18 protein-coding genes are annotated in these 17,563 nt (G+C 68.3%); 10 read left to right on the top strand and 8 right to left on the bottom strand.

The window, feature by feature from the left end; all coding sequences use genetic code 11:
* Positions 1–2: 2 nt before the first annotated feature.
* Entirely contained in the window at positions 3–965 is a 963-nt protein-coding gene (locus ACIQ7D_RS09205) for a hypothetical protein (RefSeq protein WP_403935429.1), read from the top strand.
* A gap of 10 nt (positions 966–975) precedes the next feature.
* Here the strand turns inward: ACIQ7D_RS09205 and ACIQ7D_RS09210 are convergent, their stop codons facing one another.
* The 3 genes from ACIQ7D_RS09210 to ACIQ7D_RS09220 form a co-directional block, all read right to left on the bottom strand.
* Positions 976–1,983, bottom strand: a complete 1,008-nt coding sequence (locus tag ACIQ7D_RS09210; RefSeq protein WP_403935431.1) for a hypothetical protein — start codon at positions 1,981–1,983, stop codon at positions 976–978.
* A 341-nt stretch (positions 1,984–2,324) separates the two neighbouring features.
* Positions 2,325–2,549, bottom strand: a complete 225-nt coding sequence (locus tag ACIQ7D_RS09215; RefSeq protein ID WP_403935433.1) for a DUF397 domain-containing protein — start codon at positions 2,547–2,549, stop codon at positions 2,325–2,327.
* Positions 2,549–3,394: a helix-turn-helix domain-containing protein gene (locus ACIQ7D_RS09220; RefSeq protein WP_403936066.1), complete on the bottom strand. Its 846-nt coding sequence runs from the start codon at positions 3,392–3,394 to the stop codon at positions 2,549–2,551. Before ACIQ7D_RS09220 ends, ACIQ7D_RS09215 begins: the two co-directional genes overlap by 1 nt.
* A 217-nt stretch (positions 3,395–3,611) precedes the next feature.
* Here ACIQ7D_RS09220 and ACIQ7D_RS09225 point away from each other — a divergent pair, with 217 nt between their 5' ends.
* Together ACIQ7D_RS09225 and ACIQ7D_RS09230 are read left to right on the top strand one after the other, a co-directional pair.
* Entirely contained in the window at positions 3,612–4,247 is a 636-nt protein-coding gene (locus tag ACIQ7D_RS09225) for an ATP-binding protein (RefSeq protein WP_403935434.1), read from the top strand.
* Positions 4,248–4,400: 153 nt separating this feature from the next.
* A complete protein-coding gene (locus tag ACIQ7D_RS09230; RefSeq protein WP_403935436.1) occupies positions 4,401–5,516 on the top strand; it encodes an MrcB family domain-containing protein in 1,116 nt (371 codons plus the stop codon).
* Positions 5,517–5,724: 208 nt separating this feature from the next.
* On the opposite strand, the gene ACIQ7D_RS09235 is transcribed toward ACIQ7D_RS09230, so the two are convergent.
* The 3 genes from ACIQ7D_RS09235 to ACIQ7D_RS09245 all read right to left on the bottom strand — a co-directional run bounded on the left by ACIQ7D_RS09235 (position 5,725) and on the right by ACIQ7D_RS09245 (position 9,320).
* Positions 5,725–7,329, bottom strand: coding sequence for a hypothetical protein (locus ACIQ7D_RS09235; RefSeq protein ID WP_403935437.1), 1,605 nt, complete (start codon positions 7,327–7,329; stop codon positions 5,725–5,727).
* Positions 7,326–8,075 carry a hypothetical protein gene (locus ACIQ7D_RS09240; RefSeq protein WP_403935439.1) on the bottom strand — a complete coding sequence of 250 codons (750 nt, stop codon included), beginning with the start codon at positions 8,073–8,075 and terminating at the stop codon, positions 7,326–7,328. The genes ACIQ7D_RS09235 and ACIQ7D_RS09240 overlap by 4 nt, the downstream gene beginning before the upstream one ends.
* 243 nt (positions 8,076–8,318) lie before the next feature.
* Complete coding sequence (locus tag ACIQ7D_RS09245) at positions 8,319–9,320, bottom strand: SEC-C metal-binding domain-containing protein (RefSeq protein WP_403935441.1); 1,002 nt, start codon at positions 9,318–9,320, stop codon at positions 8,319–8,321.
* Between ACIQ7D_RS09245 and ACIQ7D_RS09250 the strand changes: the two genes are divergently transcribed.
* From ACIQ7D_RS09250 to ACIQ7D_RS09265, 4 genes are all read left to right on the top strand, one after another.
* Positions 9,319–9,747, top strand: coding sequence for a TetR-like C-terminal domain-containing protein (locus ACIQ7D_RS09250; RefSeq protein ID WP_403935443.1), 429 nt, complete (start codon positions 9,319–9,321; stop codon positions 9,745–9,747). The genes ACIQ7D_RS09245 and ACIQ7D_RS09250 overlap by 2 nt on opposite strands.
* 141 nt (positions 9,748–9,888) lie before the next feature.
* Entirely contained in the window at positions 9,889–10,209 is a 321-nt protein-coding gene (locus tag ACIQ7D_RS09255) for a DUF6412 domain-containing protein (RefSeq protein WP_403935445.1), read from the top strand.
* Between the two features lie 120 nt (positions 10,210–10,329).
* Complete coding sequence (locus tag ACIQ7D_RS09260) at positions 10,330–11,109, top strand: YidC/Oxa1 family membrane protein insertase (protein ID WP_403935447.1); 780 nt, start codon at positions 10,330–10,332, stop codon at positions 11,107–11,109.
* Between the two features lie 104 nt (positions 11,110–11,213).
* Complete coding sequence (locus ACIQ7D_RS09265) at positions 11,214–12,074, top strand: fumarylacetoacetate hydrolase family protein (RefSeq protein ID WP_403935448.1); 861 nt, start codon at positions 11,214–11,216, stop codon at positions 12,072–12,074.
* 261 nt (positions 12,075–12,335) lie between these two features.
* On the opposite strand, the gene ACIQ7D_RS09270 is transcribed toward ACIQ7D_RS09265, so the two are convergent.
* Entirely contained in the window at positions 12,336–12,815 is a 480-nt protein-coding gene (locus tag ACIQ7D_RS09270) for a heme-degrading domain-containing protein (protein ID WP_403935450.1), read from the bottom strand.
* Complete coding sequence (locus tag ACIQ7D_RS09275; protein ID WP_403935451.1) at positions 12,812–13,912, bottom strand: Gfo/Idh/MocA family oxidoreductase; 1,101 nt, start codon at positions 13,910–13,912, stop codon at positions 12,812–12,814. The genes ACIQ7D_RS09270 and ACIQ7D_RS09275 overlap by 4 nt, the downstream gene beginning before the upstream one ends.
* A 168-nt stretch (positions 13,913–14,080) precedes the next feature.
* On the opposite strand from ACIQ7D_RS09275, the gene ACIQ7D_RS09280 reads away from it, so the two are divergent.
* The 3 genes from ACIQ7D_RS09280 to ACIQ7D_RS09290 all read left to right on the top strand — a co-directional run bounded on the left by ACIQ7D_RS09280 (position 14,081) and on the right by ACIQ7D_RS09290 (position 17,483).
* Complete coding sequence (locus ACIQ7D_RS09280; protein ID WP_403935453.1) at positions 14,081–15,382, top strand: ROK family protein; 1,302 nt, start codon at positions 14,081–14,083, stop codon at positions 15,380–15,382.
* A gap of 199 nt (positions 15,383–15,581) precedes the next feature.
* Positions 15,582–16,517, top strand: coding sequence for a hypothetical protein (locus tag ACIQ7D_RS09285; RefSeq protein ID WP_403935455.1), 936 nt, complete (start codon positions 15,582–15,584; stop codon positions 16,515–16,517).
* Between the two features lie 186 nt (positions 16,518–16,703).
* Positions 16,704–17,483 (top strand): HAD-IIA family hydrolase, encoded by a 780-nt coding sequence (locus ACIQ7D_RS09290; protein ID WP_403935456.1) that lies wholly within the window; start codon positions 16,704–16,706, stop codon positions 17,481–17,483.
* Positions 17,484–17,563: the final 80 nt, after the last annotated feature.

Genomic DNA, 17,563 nt, shown 5'->3' on the forward strand with positions numbered 1-17,563 from the left:
TCATGCGTATCCACACCGCTTCACACTTCGCGGCCCAGGACGGCCTCGCCACCTCGGCCCAACTCGTCCGCCTGGGCTGGTCCAGCTCCACGATCTCCCGGCGCTGCGCCCCCGGCGGGCCCTGGCAGCGGGTCCTCCCCCGGGTGGTCCTGCTCCAGACCGGCGCCCCGAGCCCACGCCAACGCCTGCGCGCCGCACTCCTCTACGCCGGGGAGGGCGCGCTGCTCACGGGCGCGGCGGCGCTCTCCCTGTACGGGGTCCGGGCGGTGGGCCCGCCGACGGGGTCGCGGGTGGTCGACGTACTCGTGCCACCCGGCCGCCGCCCGCGCAGCCCCCGCGCCCGCTCCGCCGTCCGCGTCCACCGCCCGCCCAGGACCTGCCGCTCGCTGCCGGTCCACCGCCTGCCCTGCGCGACGCTCACCAGGGCGGTTGCCGACGCGGTCCCGTATCTGACCGGCCAGGCGGAGGTGACGGCCCTGCTGGCCGAAGTGGTCCAGCGGGCCCGCTGCACCCTCCCTGACCTCACGACCGCGCTGCGCGCCGGCCGACGCGACCGGGACCCCCGGGTCGCAGGGGCGCTGGAGGGCCTGAGCGCGGGGATCCGCTCGGTCGCGGAGGCCGACGCCCGCCGTGTGCTGCGCGAGGCGCTCATCGCGGACCCGCTGTGGAACCAGGACCTGTACCTGCCGGACGGCACCTTCTTGGCGCGCCCCGACGCCTACTGGCCGTACGCGGCCGTCGTCCTCGAAATCGACTCGCGGGAATGGCATCTGAGCCCGGCCGGCTGGGAGCGTACGATGGCCCGCCGCAACCTCATGACCCGGTACGGACTGACGGTCCTCTCGGTGTCCCCGGCCCAGCTCAGGGACGACCCCGAAGAACTCCTGGCCGCACTCCGGGCGGCCCTGGCCAGGACGGCCCCGTCCGCACCGCTGGTCCGCCTGACCCACAGGCCCTCGCGTTGACGTGGCGCGCCTACCCGCCCGCGGCGGCGCTCCGCAGCTCGGCGACGCGGACCCGTACCCGCTCCGGCGGCAGCGCGGCGGGATGCCGTACGGTCACAGGCGCGCCCCGGCAGGCCCCGCACTCCCCGTCGACCAGAGCCCCCGGCCGCCCCGGCGCCCGGCAGTTGGCACACTCCACGATGCCCACCACACCCACCACCGGCCCCGGCGCCACCGGCACGTCCACCGGCTCGGGCGGCAGTTTGGCGGTGAGCCGCGACCGTACGAGCCCGGCCGGATGATGCACGGGCACGGGCAGCCCACCGGTGAGGGCCCGCAGCAACTCCTCCTCACCGGCCCCTCGTACGAACCACTCGGCGGCCAGCGGCTCCAGCTCCGCGCACTCGGCGGCGGACAACGACAGGGCAGGGCACCGGCGCCCGACGGAGGCGAGCAACAGATACCCCCGCGACCGCACGGCACGCCGCACGGGCGCCGCGCCCGGCGCCGGGGCCGGGCTCGTCGGCGCACCCGGCGCCTGGGCAGCGCCCGGGGCCGGGGCCGGGGCCGGGCCGGACGGTGCCGCTTCCGGGCCGGACGGTGCCGCGCCCGGTGCCTGTGCCGGGGCCGGGGCCGGGCCGGACGGTGCCGCGCCCGGGCCTGTTGACGCCGCCGTCTCCGTCTCCGCCGCCGTCTCGGAGGCACCACCGGAAGGCTGTGCCGTCCAGGCTTCGCCCTCCCGGGCGGCCCGGGAGAACCACGTACGGGTGACCCATCGCGCCCCGCCCGGACCGACCACCAACTCCCGCCGCCGAAGGAGATGCCCGGCCCGCTCCAGGAGGTTCAGGGCGGTACGCAGGGCGCACTGCCCGTAGTCCATCACCTTGGCCAGGGCTTTCACCGAGATGTCCGCACCGTCCGGCAGCCGGTCGATGAACCCGGCGATGGCCGCCTCACGCCCGGGAAGCAGCGCGAAGTCATCGGCGGAGGGCCCCGGTTGCCCGGCAACCGAACGCTTGCCGTACCCAGGACTCGCCATCGGATGGGAAGCGGTGTGCAAGCGCGTCGACGCATTACTAGACTGCGGAGCAGCCAAGGGGATCGCCTCTTTCGATCTCGTCGGTCAGGCCTCCGTCCGGTGCTGCGAACACCAGGCGGAGGCTGTTTTACGTCCAGGGGCACGCTAGACGCTGCTCACCCCGAGTGGCAACCCGATCACAAAAAGTCAACACCCGGGGGCAGGGAGGGTGGGTGGGTAACAAGAACCAACCGATCCTCACAAGCAGAGCTCGACCCCCGAAGCTCGACCCCCGACCCCACCAACAACCCCAAAGCCCCAGCCCGGCCATCCCGCTTCACGGTCACCCCGCCCCCCGAAGCTCAAGCCCCGAGCCGCCCGCCGACTCCTTGGCACCGCAGCGCACCGACGAACCCGGCCCACGCGCCCTGCGGGAAGACGAGTCGGGGTCCGTCGACGTTCTTCGAGTCACGTATGGCCGTCGAGTCGGGCAGGTGCGCGGCTTCGACGCATTCTGTGGTGTTGGCACCGCTGTAGGACGACTTGAACCACTCAAGAGTGTCTGTGGACCGGACCACCGCAACCATCACATCTCCTCGCGAACTCGCTGGATCATGGCCGAAGAGGCGGCCATGTCAAACGCTTGTGCGCGAAGGTAGTCGAACGCAAGTCGGTATCGGTCCAGTTCCGCGTCTTTCTCCATGAAGACAGAGCCGACATGTAGATCGACGTAGACCACGTCGAGTGACGCTTCGGCGCCGCCCAGAATCACGAAACTTCCCAAGGCTGCCGAGTGGGCCCCCTTCGTGAACGGAAGGATCTGGAGCGTGATGTGCGGCGACTCATTGGCCTCCAGCAACCGGCCAAGCTGCTCACGCATGACCTCCGGTGACCCGACCATGCGCCGGATCACCGACTCGTCAAGGATCGCCCAAAGATGAGGCGGCTTGTCGCGGCTCAGGATTTCCTGACGCTTCATGCGGATGTCGACCAGTCGCTCAATCTCGACAGCGGCGAGGCGCATCTCGTTGGCCTGTTGAACAGCCGTGTTGTAGCTGCGGGTCTGGAGGAGCCCGGGGACATAGAGGCAGGAGAAGTGGTCCTCCCTCGTGGCCTCGTCCTCAAGCGTCAGCAGCAGGTTCATCTCCGCGGGAATGGAATCGCTGAACGGCGCCCACCAGCCCTGCTGCTTGGCGTCCTTGGCGAGCTTGACCACGGCGTTCCGTTCGGCCTCGCTTGCGCCGTACTCCCGGCAGAGGGCGTCCACGATGGGCCACTTCACCGGGCCCTCCTGGGTTTCGTACCGACTGACGGTGGCCTTGGACACGCCGACGAGCCGGCCTGCCTCCTCCAACGTCATGCCCTTTCGCGCACGGAGCTTCCGCATCATCGCGCCGAGCTGACGACGCCGCGTTGTAGTCCTCACTGACATGGGAACAGCCTTCCATTCAGTGCCGGTCACCGGCACCGCAAGCCAACGAAGGGTGATGAGCCGACGTTGACGAGTCGACAGATTCACCCGGGAGAGTTTCGTGAGAAGTTACACAGCGGGACTTCTCGATGCGATACTAGCCATCGAGCGGCTACGTAATGCAACCATGCGGACTCGTTGAGTGCGCGCTTGCATGCCGCAGAAGGGAGCACGACCCATGTGCAGCTACGGAGAACCCCCCCTCCGGACCCGTTACGTCCTGCCCTTTGTTGCGGCCCCGATCCAACTGCACGTGCTGCGGCGAACCGTCAGGGAACAGCTCAGGGGATGGAACGCCTCCGCGCTCGCGGATGAGGCGCAGCTCGCCGTCACGGAACTCGCGACGAACGTGATCAAGCACGTGGGCTCCGGCGCCCCGGCCACGCTCGTCCTGGAGCCGACGGAGGACCGACTCCGCATCGAGATGCACGACACGAGCCAGAAGGCGCCGACGCGGCAGCCGCAGAACTGTGGTCAGGAGTGCGGCAGGGGCCTGCACCTCTTGGCCGCGATGTCCATGGACTGGGGCGCGGTGGTCACCGCGACCGGAAAAACGGTGTGGTGCGAACTCCCCCTGCCCCAGGACGGCCCCCGCCTACGTGTCCACCGAGCGTCAACGGTGCTGGACACCTACCAGGACCTCCCTGGCACCCTCAGCGGGCTCAACGTCTCCCGACCGCCCACGGGAGAAGAATCCGCGACCCACCTGATCGCGGACCTCCTCCACTGGCTGGCAGCCCACGGCGGCGACCCGGACACGATCCTGGACCACGCCCAGGCGCACTACGAGGCGGAGCTGGACAAGGCGGGTTGAGCCATTTCTGCTCACCAGCAGGTAGTGGAAGAACCCAGAGGGCAGACTCTCCGGAGCCCTCCATCAGCCGGGTCCAGTCGCCGGGGTGAGTGCGTGGGGCGGCGTTGGTCGAATCTGAGCGAAAAACGTGCCGCCCTGTCCTAAGTTTGCGTCATGGGCATACATGGGCTGCTGCGCGAAGTTGCTGACACGTACGACGCGAGCGCGGGGTCGAAGAAGCACGTTGTGGGGCAGCGGGTGCTGAGGGGGGTCGCACAGCGATCAGACTTGTTGCTCCCGCCAGGGCTCTTCGCTAAGGGGTACGGAGGCCAGACAACTCCTGCTGCGACGCCGTGGATTGGCGTATTCGACCCTGAAGTCAACAGTCATGCGGGCAAGGGGCTATACCTGGCCTATATCTTCAGTGCTGATCTTCAAACCGTTTCGCTGACACTTCAGCAAGGCATCACGCATTTGGAAGATCGGCTAGGCAGGGGGCGAGCCCGACAGGAACACCTTCGACGTCAAGCGTCGCGACTTCGTCGTGCGATTGCCACCCAAAGGCGTAGTGGGTGGTTTGATGAACCTGAGCTGCGCCACCATGCAGATCGACCGAAGGCGTATGAAGCGGCGAGTGTGATTTCTCGCCGTTACGACACGTATCACCTCCCGAATGAGGACACCATCCAGGAAGATCTTGCGTATGCGTCAAGGTTGCTCAAGCGTGTGGATATCGCCGATCGTTTGTGGCAATTCGAGGATGGCCCCAGTTTTGCTGATGTGAACTACGCTCCAGATGGTCATCGGGTGCGCGAAGATGATCCACTTTTCGGGTTTCATCCAAAGGACAGCTCTGACTACGTTGCCAACATCGCTGCTCATCAGCAAGTGAAGAAGCGCCATCACGAGTCGCTTATTGATTCCTTTGGTCGTCACATTGTGTCGCGAGGTTACATACCGACTACAAGGTTGATGCATCCTAAGGATATTGTGCTTCATCGCGAGAATGATGACGCGACGCTCGGAGATGAATGGCTAGTCGAGGCTAAGGTAGTTCGTGGTGGGAATCCTACAGAGGCTGTTCGGCAAGCCGTGGGCCAACTCTACGAATACAGTTACTTCCTTTACCGTCAAAAGAAGCGTGCCGAGCCGCACCTTTTGGGTCTCTTCACCGAAAATGTTGGCGTCTACTCGGAATATTTGGAAAATCGTGGAATTGGCTCAATCTGGAGAGACGGTGATGGTTGGGGTGGATCTTCGTTGGCCACCGATTGGGGAATGATCGGATAACGTCCACTCGTTAAATAACCGTCGGCGAAGTGGCCGGCGAGCACGGCTGGGGCGCACTGAAGTTTTTGCACAGTGCGCCCCGAATTTGCTGGAACTATCACCCGAACCGTCTCTCAAACCAAAAATTCGCGAGACGGTAGTAGCTTTGCCGTCTGGTCAGGTATTACTGTGATTGAAATCTCGGAGCGTCCGCTTGTTAATCCATGCGTCATCCTGAGAGGTGCTCCATCACGGCAGTGGTTGCGATATTCATCATTTTACGTGACCGCACGGTGCCAACCCATTTGGCTTTTTGAAAGTCGGTCTCGGAGGCCGCTAGAATTTTTCCCACTGTGTCGAATCCAAGCTCTTTGAGCTTTTCACGAGCGAAAGTAGTCATGTCCAACTTGTCCACGCTTTGACCGAGTTGTGACTTGATGAATTCTTGCCGCTCCTCATCCATCTTTTCGACGTCGAGCTTTGAGATACTCTCATAGAGTTCGTGGTTAGCTCCGAATTCCACCATGCGCTTTATCGAAATAGACCCTCTCAGCCAATTTGTCGAGGTGACTGGGTCGGCTTCTGGGCCGGTTCGCGTTCCGATATTCAGCATATATCGGTTTCCGGTTATACCGCGAGTTGCGACCAGTCCGCTCCCGGCTTCGTGCAGAATTCCGCTGTAACAAAGAAGACGCAGGGCTTCTTTCACCGCAGCCGGGGCATCACGGTGGATCCACAAATATATGCGCTTATCCTGATTTTTTGTTTGCCGCTGCTTCCCGCGTAGCATTGGAATGACATCTTGCTGAAGGAATTCACGCCCCCAATCGATCACAGCGCGGTGGCCGATGTAGCGGTCGCCTAGAGCCGAATGTTCGCTCCAGATGGTGTCGCGATAATATTCCCTCATGACACGCTGAGCGTTACTCGTATTTAGCGGTGACGCGGACGATACCGTCTTGAGTAGAGTTCGCGGGTTTCCGCTAGCAGCAAAGGCGAGAGCGTCAAAGACCGCTCCGTTGCGGTTTATCGATTTTTCTAGCTCCGGGTCTTGCCGAATTACGATTTCTCGCATGGAACTGAGGTAACTTGGATCCATGATATTACGGTTGACATTGATGAGTTCCGCGTCGTGACTCATTTGAAATGAGTCGCCAAAGTAGGTGACACCCGGGTATACCGCAGCCTTGACGGAAATGTGTGGGCTTCGCAGGTCGCGCATTACTGTGAAGAACTGTCGTTGTTGCTCAGGGATGAATACATGGGCTGCTTCATCGATGAGCAAAATGATTCTACGAACACCTGTTTGGTCACATAGGTCTTCGACTGCATCTTTAATCATTTCCGGGTCAATCCCGGAGTCTGCCTCTGTCGGCGATGAGTCGTTCTTCCAGGCGTCCTCCAGGCTATTCCACAAGGTCTCAAGCCTGGACGCAGTAGCTTCATCACTCTCTCCATTGGAGAGAGTCGCGAAGACGCTGCTCTGGCTCTGTAGTACGCCCTTCCTTCGCGCCTCGCGAATGATCTTATTGCAAATCTTGGCAAGCATCCAATGCTTGAATCGCTCTGAGTCTGAAGTTTGAAGAAGCCCGGCTTTATTGAACGTGACGTAAACGGCGAGCACCTTGGAATTCGCGAATTGCTCGTCCGATTCCTTCTGGGCTACTTTCAGGAGGAATGATTTCCCGACGCCTCGCGCACCTTGCAGGATGACTGTTTTTTTGCCTTTTAGGACATTTATTGTCTGGCGGTCAAAATCTGTCTCGACGAAATATTTACCGACATCCTCCAGTGTGAGGTCTTCCGTCCGGAAGTGCAGTTCGTTGGTGCTCACGAGTGCTTCTCCTCCAGTGGAAGGTCGAGCAATTGCCTGACGGATACTAGATGGGAAAAATGGTCCTCAAGGGAACCTTCGACAGTCGCTCTATGGGTCTGAGGAAGGTCTTTATAGTACCTGACCATGAGGCAGTGGATTATTGCTGTGAGGGTAGAGTCTGCGACCGACAGCCATTCCTTGGCAATGTCCTCGCGGTAAGAGATCTCGGTTGGTAGCAATTGAGAAGTTGAGACGTTTCCGTGGATATACTCGGAACATCTTCTATATGCCTGTTTCAGGCTGGCGAGCATCGCCGCACGTTCATCTATTGCTTCCGGGCAAAACTCTTTTAGAAATTCAGGGGAATATAGCCCCTCCTCGGGAGATGTGATCAACTTCCAGCTAATGTCGAGCTCTCCGCTGACCCACTGGCGTCGTCTGAATTCGAGGGAGCTTAGGTAGGTCGCGCCGACCATGACCTCAAGGAAGGATCTCAGGCTAGAGAAAGCTTGACGGTAAAGGCCACTCATTGCGGCATAGAAGGCAAGTCCGAAGTCGCGATGTGCCGATTGGAGCTGTTGGGCTTCTGGTTGCAACTCCAAAGCTCCTAGCCAGGCGGCGAGGTCGGCCTCAAGGTGTAGGACCCGGTTTATTTCAGACTCGTTCGGTCTCGTTGCTTGCTCAATGTGATCTCTGCATGATTGATGAAGCTTGAGCATCGTTATCTCAACGCTCGAAGCGTTTTCGGCACCCTGCTGCAGCATCCTAAGATAATAGCATTGTGGTCAGTTTCTGTCCTTGTTTAAGTCCCTTTGGTTGTGTGCGGCTCCAAACCCGCTGGAGTTCGTACTTTGAGATGTTATGTACGAGACTCCTGTGCGTGCTCTGGAGCCCCCTTCGGGTTTTGACGATGCACTCAGCAGCCACGTATGCCTGACAGGCTGGCGTCTACTTTCGAATCTACAGTTGTCGCCGGTCCTCGCGGCTGAAGGGCTAAACCCCGCCGCCTACCCCGCCCCGTGGCACTCCCGGTAAGCCTTCGTCGAGCCGCACCAGCAGGCCGCGTTGCGGGGCGGTGGCCAGGGGGTGGCTCGGCCTCGGGCGGCCAGGGTGGTGGCGTAGAGGGGGAGCAGGGGGAGGTGGGTGGGGGAGGACTGTTCCGAGGCTGCGAAGGCTTCGTACGAGGGGACCGTGGCCGTGACGATGCCCAGGTTGGGGGTGCCCGTGGCGGCGAGGTCGCGGAGGGCGGATTCGACCTGGGTCAGGTGGGCCTCGTGCGAGGGGTACTCGGCGGCCAGGGAGGGGTACGCCGCCAGGAGTTCGGTCAGTTCTCCGGCCGGCCAGTGCAGGAGCGCCACCGGGAACGGGCGGGACAGGGCGGTGCGGTAGGAGCCCAGTTCGGCGCGGAGGCGGGTGATCTCGGCCTGGAGTTCGTCCGGGTTGTCGGAGCCCAGGGCCCAGAGGCGCTTCGGGTCGTGGAGCTCGTCCAGGGGGACGGTGGCCGGGTTGACGCGGTCGGCCAGGGCGTCCCAGGTGTCATGGTCCAGGCCCAGCAGGCGGCGGACGCGGTGGCGGCCGATCAGGAGGGACTGGGTGGCGTACGGGACCTCCTCGTCCGGGGCGAGGAGGAGTTCCAGGGCCGTGGTGAACGAGTCGTGGGCCGCTTCCAGTTCGTCGTGCGACTCCAGGGTCTCCGCGACGATCTCCCACGGCGCCGGGTCCAGCGGGGCCGCGGTGCGCAGTCCGTCGATGATCGCGCGGGCCTCCGCCTCGTGGCCGTACTCCCAGAGGTTGGCGGCCTGGAGCGCCTTCACCAGGTGGGGGTGGTCGGGGGACGCGGCGAGGACGGAGTCGTAGAGGCCGGTGGCGCGGTCGCGGTCGCCGGCCAGCTCCAGGTGGGCCGCGGCCCGCAGGAGCAGGGGCTCGTGGTCCTCGGGGTACCGGTCCGCGGTGCGCAGCAGGCGCTCGGCTTCCGCGGTGTGGTCGGCAGGCAGCATGTCGGGGCGCATGGTCCACACCGTACTGCCGTACCGCGCGGGGGTGGAGGGGAAGGGGCGGGGAAGGACGGGGGCGCGGGAACGGCCCGGTGGGAGGGCGCGGGATGGTTCCTCGACGAGCCCGATCCCGGCGCCGTCTTCCCGGGCACTGTTCGCCCAGGGGCGGCACGACTCGGCGTTCGCCCGGGACTTCCGCGCCCGCTGCCTCGACGCCCAGCGCCGCCGCGACCGCCTGCCGCTGGAGCGCGCCGTACACCAGGGACAGCTTCCCGCCGGCCTCGATCCGACGGCCGAGACGGACCTGCTCGTGGGCCCGCTCCACTACCGCGTGCCGGTGACCGGTGAGCCGGTCGGCCCGGCCTGCACCGACGGGCTCGTCGACGCGTTCCTCCGCCGGTACGGGCTGACCCCGCCGGACGCTGGTACGGCTGCGGACTGAACGCGCCGGGAGCCGGGCATCGGCGTCATCGTCAGCGTCCGCCCGGCTCTGTCGTTCTTCTGTACGATCCGGCGCCCGCGGCCCATCGTGTATAACGAAGGGGAAGTGAGGGACGGAACGGAAAGCGGAGGAGGCCGGGCCATGGTCCGCAGTGCGCTGCGCCTGCTGCGTCCCGCCGTGCTCCTGGTCTTCCTCCTCGCCGAGTTCCTGCTCCTTGACGCGAGCAGCCTCTCCGCCGCCGTCGCGCTCGCCGCGACCGCCACCGCCGCCGCGGGCTCCGCCCTCGTCGTCTGCGCCGTGATCACCGCGCGCTCCGTGCCCGTCCACCCTCCGCACCGGGTACGGACGGCCATCCGCGACCGCGAGCAGCGCACCGCCTTCCTGCCCCAGCGCGATCCCGACGCCTCCGGTCGCACCAGGCCCCGAGCCCCCGGTCGGCCGCTGCCGACGGCCTTCGCGTAGGGGCGAGCCCCACCACCGGACCACTCCCGGGCGCTCCGCGCCGGTCGTCATGCCCCGCTGCCTCCACGCCGAGCCGCAGCGCCATTCGTCCGGCACGACGAGACCCCCGGAGGGCTCACCTTGTCCGCGTTCATGTCCGTATTCGCCCACCTGGTCGGGCAGCTAGCCGATCTGCTCCAGCCGCTCTTCCACACGGGCGCCGCCGCCGCGGCGATCATCCTGTTCACCGCGTGCGTACGGCTCGCGATCCACCCCCTGTCGCGGGCCGCCGCCCGGGGGCAGAAGGCGCGTACGAAGCTGGCGCCGCAGATCGCCGAGTTGCGCGAGAAGCACGGCAAGAACCCCGAGCGCATGCAGAAGGCGCTCATGGAACTGCACACCAAGGAGAAGGTCTCGCCGCTCTCCGGCTGTCTGCCGAGCCTGGCGCAGATGCCCGCGTTCTTCCTGATGTACCACCTCTTCTCCAGCCGTGAGATCGGCGGCGAGGCCAATGAACTCCTCGGCCACTCCCTCTTCGCCGCGCCCCTCGGCGACCGCTGGACGCACGCGCTCGCCGACGGTGGTGTCCTCGGCGGCGCCGGACTCGTCTACCTGGGGCTCTTCGCGATCGTCGCCGGTGTCGCCACCTTCAACTACCGGCGTACGAAGATCCAGATGGCGAACGCGCCCGCGATGCCGGCGGGCCCGGACGGAGCGCAGGTTCCCGGAGCCGGCGCGATGTCCGCGATGACGAAGATGATGCCGCTGATGTCCTTCGCGACGCTCTTCACCGTCGCCGTCGTACCGCTGGCCGCCGCGCTGTACGTGGTGACCAGTACGACCTGGACAGCGGCCGAGCGGTACTTCCTCTACCGGGACGCGCCGGTCGCGGGCGCCCTCGCCCCCGGCACGGCGATGTGAGGGGGGCGGCCAGGCGTCCACGGAGTGATCGGGGTCTTGCCCCGGCTTCCGCGTAATGATCGGATGTATCGCAGATCCGGCCGACCAGAGGGAGACCAGGGACCATGAAGCTGCTGCGTGTCGGTACGCCGGGGGCCGAGCGCCCGGCGCTGCTCGACGAGGACGGGACGACCCTCCGGGACCTGTCCGGTCTTGTCCAGGACATCGACGGGGCGCTCCTCGCCGACGAGGCCGCGCTGGAAGGGATCCGGCGGGCCGCAGCCGCCGGCGAGCTGCCCGTGCTCGACGGCGCCGGGACGCGCGTCGGACCGCCGCTGGGGCGGATCGGCAAGATCGTGTGCATCGGGCTGAACTACCACGACCACGCCGCCGAGACCGGCGCCGAGATCCCCGCGGAACCGATCATCTTCTTCAAGGCACCGGACACAGTGATCGGACCTGACGACACGGTTCTTGTGCCCCGGGGCAGTCTGAAGACCGACTGGGAGGTCGAACTCGCCGTCGTCATCGGGCGCACCGCGCGCTATCTGGACTCGGCGGAGGACGGGCTCGCGCACGTCGGCGGGTACGCCGTCGCGCACGACGTGTCCGAGCGCGCGTTCCAGATCGAGCGCGGCGGTACATGGGACAAGGGCAAGAACTGCGAGACGTTCAACCCGCTCGGGCCCTGGCTGGTGACCTCCGACGAGGTGGCGGACCCGCAGACGCTGGGGCTCAGGCTCTGGGTCAACGGGGAGCTGAAGCAGGACGGGACGACCGCCGAGCAGATCTTCGGCGTGGGGGAGGTCGTACGGTACGTCAGCCAGTTCATGACCCTGTATCCCGGCGACGTGATCAACACCGGGACGCCGGCGGGTGTGGCGATGGGCCGGCCGGAGCCGAAGCCGTATCTGCGGGCCGGTGACGTGGTGGAGCTGGAGATCGACGGGCTGGGGCGGCAGCGGCAGGAGCTCAAGGACGCCTGACCGGGGACGGGGTGAGGGTGGGGGCGCGGGCTGGGGACGGGGCTGGGGCCTGAGGGCTGGGGGCGGGAGTCTTGATTCGGGGGCCGGTCCCGCAACCCCGGCCCCGCGCCCGGTCCCGCACCCTGGCCCCGGCCCGGTCCCGCACCCTGGCCCCGGCCCGGTCCCGTACCCAGGCCCCGCGCCCCGGCCCGGTCCCGCGCCCCGGCCCCTGCGCCGTACCCCTGCCCCGCGCCCCGGCCCCGTACCCGTACCGGCGCCGCCTCAGCCGCGCAGCTTCTCCAGCGCCTCCACCACCAGCGCGTGGTCTTCGACCTGGGGCAGGCCCGAGACCGTCACCGTGCCGATGACGCCCGCGCCCTCCACCGCGATCGGGAACGAGCCGCCGTGCGCCGCGTACCGGTCCGGGTCCAGGCGCGAGGACTCCTCGAACGTGGTGCCCTTGGCGCGGAAGCGGGCGCCGACCAGGAGCGAGGCGGCCCCGTACCGCTCCACGACCCGGCGCTTGCGGTCGATCCACGCGGCGTTGTCCGCCGTCGAGCCCGGCAGGGCGCAGTGGAAGAGCTGCTGCGCGCCCCGCCGGATGTCGATCGCCACCGGCGCGCTCCGGGCGCGCGCCAGCTCGACCAGCAGGGTGCCGAGCGTCCAGGCGTCCTCGTGGGTGAAGTGAGGGAGCGTCAGGCGGGCTTGCTGGTCCTCCAGTTCGGCGACCGAGGGTGAGAGGGCGTGCGCGGGGGTGTTCATGCGTGCGGGGCCTCCAGAGTGATGGCGGTGCCCTCGTGCGCCGAACGCACCGCCGCTTCCAGGACATCGAGCGTCGCCGCCGCCTCGTACGCCGACACCGGCGGCGGTGTGCCGTCGCGCAGCGCGGCGGCGATCGCCGCGTAGTACGCCGGGTAGTCGCCCGGTTCGGTCTCCACCGGGTGGCCGCCGCCGGTCAGCGGCGAATCGCCCGCGCCGAGCCGGCCCCACAGCGACTCCGGCTCCAGGCCCCAGCCCGCCGCCCGGCCCCCGCCCGGCCGCCGGCCGTCGCGCAGATCGGCCTCCTGCGGGTCGAGGCCGTACTTCACATAGCCCGCCTTCGAGCCCAGCACCCGGTAGCGCGGGCCGAGTTGGGCCGTGGTGGCGCTGGCGTACAGATGCGAGCGGACGCCGTTCGCGTGCGTGAGCGCGATGAACGTGTCGTCGTCCGTCTCGGCGCCAGGACGCCGTACGTCCGCCTCCGCGTAGACCCGTACCGCCGGGCCGAAGAGCACCAGCGCCTGGTCGACCACATGGCTGCCCAGGTCGTACAGCAGCCCGCCGATCTCCTCCGGTGCGCCCGACTCGCGCCAGCCGCCCTTGAGCTGGGGGCGCCACCGCTCGAAGCGGGACTCGAAGCGCTGTACGTCGCCGAGCCGGCCGGTGCCGAGGAGGCGGGTGAGGGTGAGGAAGTCGTTGTCCCAGCGGCGGTTCTGGAAGACGGAGAGCAGCAGCCCGCGCTCCTCGGCCAGCGCCGCCAGTCCGCGCGCCTCGGCGGCGGTGCCCGCGAGCGGCTTGTCCACGACGACGGGGAGACCGGCCGTGAGCGCGGCCGTCGCGATCGGGACATGGGTGCGGTTCGGGGAGGCGATGACGATCAGGTCCAGCTCGTCCGCCCGCTGCCACAGCTCTTCCGGCGTCGCCGCGAACCGCACGTCCGGGAACTCGGCGCGTGCCTGTGCCCGGCGCTCCTGGGCGGCGGTGACGACCGTGTCGAGGACGAGTCCTTCGGTGGCGGCGATCAGCGGGGCGTGGAAGACGGAGCCCGCGAGGCCGTAGCCCACGAGCCCGACGCGGGGAGGGGTGCCGGTACCAGTCATGCATCCACTTAAGCAACGGTGTTTCCAAAGTGCAAGACCGGTGGACAATAGCGGTGTGAGCAGAGGAACGACGGGGACCGGCGCGGGCAAGGGCGGCGAGACAGGTACGGGCACGGAACAGGTAAGGGAACGGGCGGGGACAGGAACGGAAACGGAAGAGGTGCGGGTATGAGCGCGAGGGCGGGCGCGGGCGGCTCCGGGGCGAATCTGCCGGTGCTGCGCGGGTACAACGCCGCGCTCGTGCTCGACCTGCTCCGTACGGCGGGCGCGGGCGGCATCAGCCGGCTGGAGCTGGCCGAGCGCACCGGGCTCACCCCGCAGGCGGTCAGCAAGATCACGGCCAGGCTCCGTACGGAGGGCCTCGCGGCCGAGGCCGGGCGCCGCGCCTCCACGGGCGGCAAGCCCAGGACCGTACTGCGGCTGGTGCCCTCGGCCGCGTACGCCGTGGGGCTGCATCTCGACCGGGACGAGCTGACGGCGGTGCTGGTGGACCTGGCGGGCGCGCCCGTCGCCGTACGGAAGGTCCCGTTCGACCTGGGCGCGGGCGCGGAACGGGTCGTCGCGACGGCGGCGGCGCAGATCGAGGCGGTACGCGCCGACGCGGTACGGGCGGGTGCGGTACGGGCCGACACGGTGGGGGCGGGTGCGGTACGGGTCGACGCGGTACGGGCGGACGCGTGCGCGGCCGACGTGGGCGGATCCGGTGCGGGCGGATCCGGGGGCGACGGGCAGCCGGAACCGCTGGGCGTCGGGGTCGCGATGCCGGGGCCGCTCGACCACCTGACCGGCGTGCCCGGCCGCGTCACCGGCTTCCCGCGCTGGGAGGGGTTCCCGCTGCGCGACGCCCTCGCCGACCGGCTCGGGCTGCCCGTCGTCCTCGACAAGGACACCAACGCCGCCGCGCTCGGACTCGCCCTGCGCGGGCCGGGGGGTGCCGGGGGTGCCGGAGGCGTCGGAGGAGTCACGGGCGCCGCCGGCGGCGGAAACTCGTTCGCGTATCTCCATCTCGGTACGGGGCTGGGCTCGGGGCTCGTACTCGACGGCGTACTGCACCGGGGCGCGCGCACCGGCGCGGGCGAGTTCGGGCACCAGGTCATCCAACTCGACGGGCCCCGCTGCGACTGCGGCAACCGGGGCTGCGTCGAAGTGCTCTGCCTGGCCGCCGTCGCGCGCGGCGACCTGGCGGAGGCGGCGCGGATCCTCGGCGCGGGCGCGGCGAACCTGGTCGCGCTCCTCGACATCGACCGCGTCCTGCTCGGCGGCCGGACGATCGCCGCGCACGAGGAGTGTTTCGTACGAGGCGTACGCGCCGAGATCGCCCGGCGCGCAGGGGGCGCGGGGGTCCTGGTGGAGTCGGCCGGGGGAGGCGCGCACGCGGTCGCGGAGGGCGCGGCGCAGTTGGTGCTCGCGCCGGTGTTCGGCCGCAGGCGGGGGGCGGGTACCGGGGTGGCCGGGGTGTGGCGGGGGTGAGGTGGGCCTCGGTGACCGGGCGGGATCGGTGACCGGCGGGATCGGTGGTCGGGGCGGGAGCGGTGGGCCAATGAGGTGCGCTTGTGCGACTTTCTGACTTTCCTGGGGTGTGGCGGGCCTCGCGGAACGGGGGCCCATGGCAGCGTCGGGCGCTCCGACCGCCCAGCGACCAGCGAAGGCCGTGTCTGCCATGCGTCCCGTGCGACCGCTCCCTCTCCTCGCCGCCGCGGCCACCGTGGTCGCCGTGGTCGTCGCCCTCGTCACGGCGTTCGTCACGCTCCCCCTGGCCCCGACGGCCGCCGACGGGCCCGGGCGGAGCTGCGGCAGGGTGGCCGATCCCGAGTTCCCGATCACGACCGAGCTGCGCGGCGGCCCCGGTGCGTACCGGGCCGGCGGCGCCGCCGGGGAATGGTCGCTCGACCTGACCAACACCACCGGCGCCGAGTGCCGGAACCTCCACCCCGTCGTGGTCCTCTACGACCGTGACCGGGCGCTCGACGTCGCGCATGTGAAGCTGGAGATGGCCGACGACCAGGGGCGGATGCGCGCCCTGCCGCTGGAGCGGACCGACCTGGACGAGATCGTCGGTGTACCGGACGACAGGGCGCCCGGCTTCACCGTGGAGCCGCACCGGACCGTCACCGTCCGGATCCGGCTGGCCTTCACGGCGACGGCCCGCCCGAACGAGATCTCGGCCACCGCCGCGACGGTGCAGCGCCGGGGGGACGGTGGCGACTGGGTCGGCGCGTCCAACACCTACCGCTTCGCCGTCGCCGCCCCCGGCGACCGGGGACGGGACGCCGCCCGCGGCGCCGCCTCCGCGTCCCCGGTCTCCGTCTCCACCCCGGCGGCGAACGGGACTTCGGGCGGTACGTCGGCCGGTACGGCGAGCGGCGTTCCGGCCGGTACGGAGGCGGGCGCGCCGACCGGTGACAGCGCGCCGGTGCCACGCCCCGAGGGCGCCACCGCCGGAGCCGGAACCGCCGCCACCGCAGCGAACCGGGCCGCCGCAGCGACCGGAGCCACCGCACCCCGCGGCGACCTCGTCGGCCGTGTCGTCGCCGCCCTGGCCCTGCTCGCCGCCGCCGCCGTCCTCGCCCTCGGCGTCCGCCGCCTGCGCGACCACCGGACCTGACCGCCTGGACGTCCTCGACCGCCCTGACCGCACTGACGGCCTTGACCGCCCCGGCCGCCTCCGACCTGCGAAGGCCCAGCCCCGTACCGTCCCCGGAGCGCCCTGGTTAGGCTGGGATGCGTCGACGGCACGTATCCGGCCATCCGGCCCACAGATATTCGGCCCCGCAGAGCGGAGAACAGTCCAGTGGCAGAGCGCAAGCCGATCGAGTCCTGGCTCACCGACATGGATGGCGTCCTCATCCACGAGGGCGTTCCGATCCCCGGCGCCGCCGAGTTCATCAAGCGGCTGCGGGACTCGGGCAGGCCGTTCCTCGTCCTCACCAACAACTCGATCTACACCCCGCGCGACCTCCAGGCCCGGCTCGCCCGGATGGGGCTCGACGTGCCGGTGGAGAACATCTGGACGTCGGCGCTCGCCACCGCCAAGTTCCTGGAGGACCAGCGGCCCGGCGGTACGGCGTACGTCATCGGTGAGGCCGGACTCACCACCGCGCTGCACGACATCGGCTACATCCTCACCGACCACGAGCCGGACTACGTCGTCCTCGGCGAGACCCGTACGTACAGCTTCGAGGCCCTGACCAGGGCGATCCGGCTGATCAACGGCGGCGCCCGGTTCATCTGCACCAACCCCGACGAGACCGGCCCGTCGACCGAGGGCCCGCTCCCCGCCACCGGCGCCGTCGCCGCGCTGATCACCAAGGCCACCGGCAAGGACCCGTACTTCGCGGGCAAGCCGAACCCGCTGATGATGCGGACCGGGCTCAACGCCATCGGCGCGCACTCCGAGACCAGCGCGATGATCGGCGACCGGATGGACACCGACGTCCTGGCCGGTCTGGAGGCGGGGATGGAGACCTTCCTCGTGCTGACCGGGGTGACCACTCCGGCGGACGTCGACCGCTACCCGTTCCGCCCCTCGACGGTCGTTGACTCGATCGCCGATCTCGTCGATCGCGTCTGAGCACGTCAGAGCGGTGTACGGGGTGACGACGCGCCGTTGGGGATGCGAAAACCCCGCGCACGGGTGAGCCTGGGCAGCAC

Origin of the sequence: Streptomyces sp. NPDC096310 (assembly GCF_044763125.1) — a bacterium.
GTDB lineage: Bacteria > Actinomycetota > Actinomycetes > Streptomycetales > Streptomycetaceae > Streptomyces.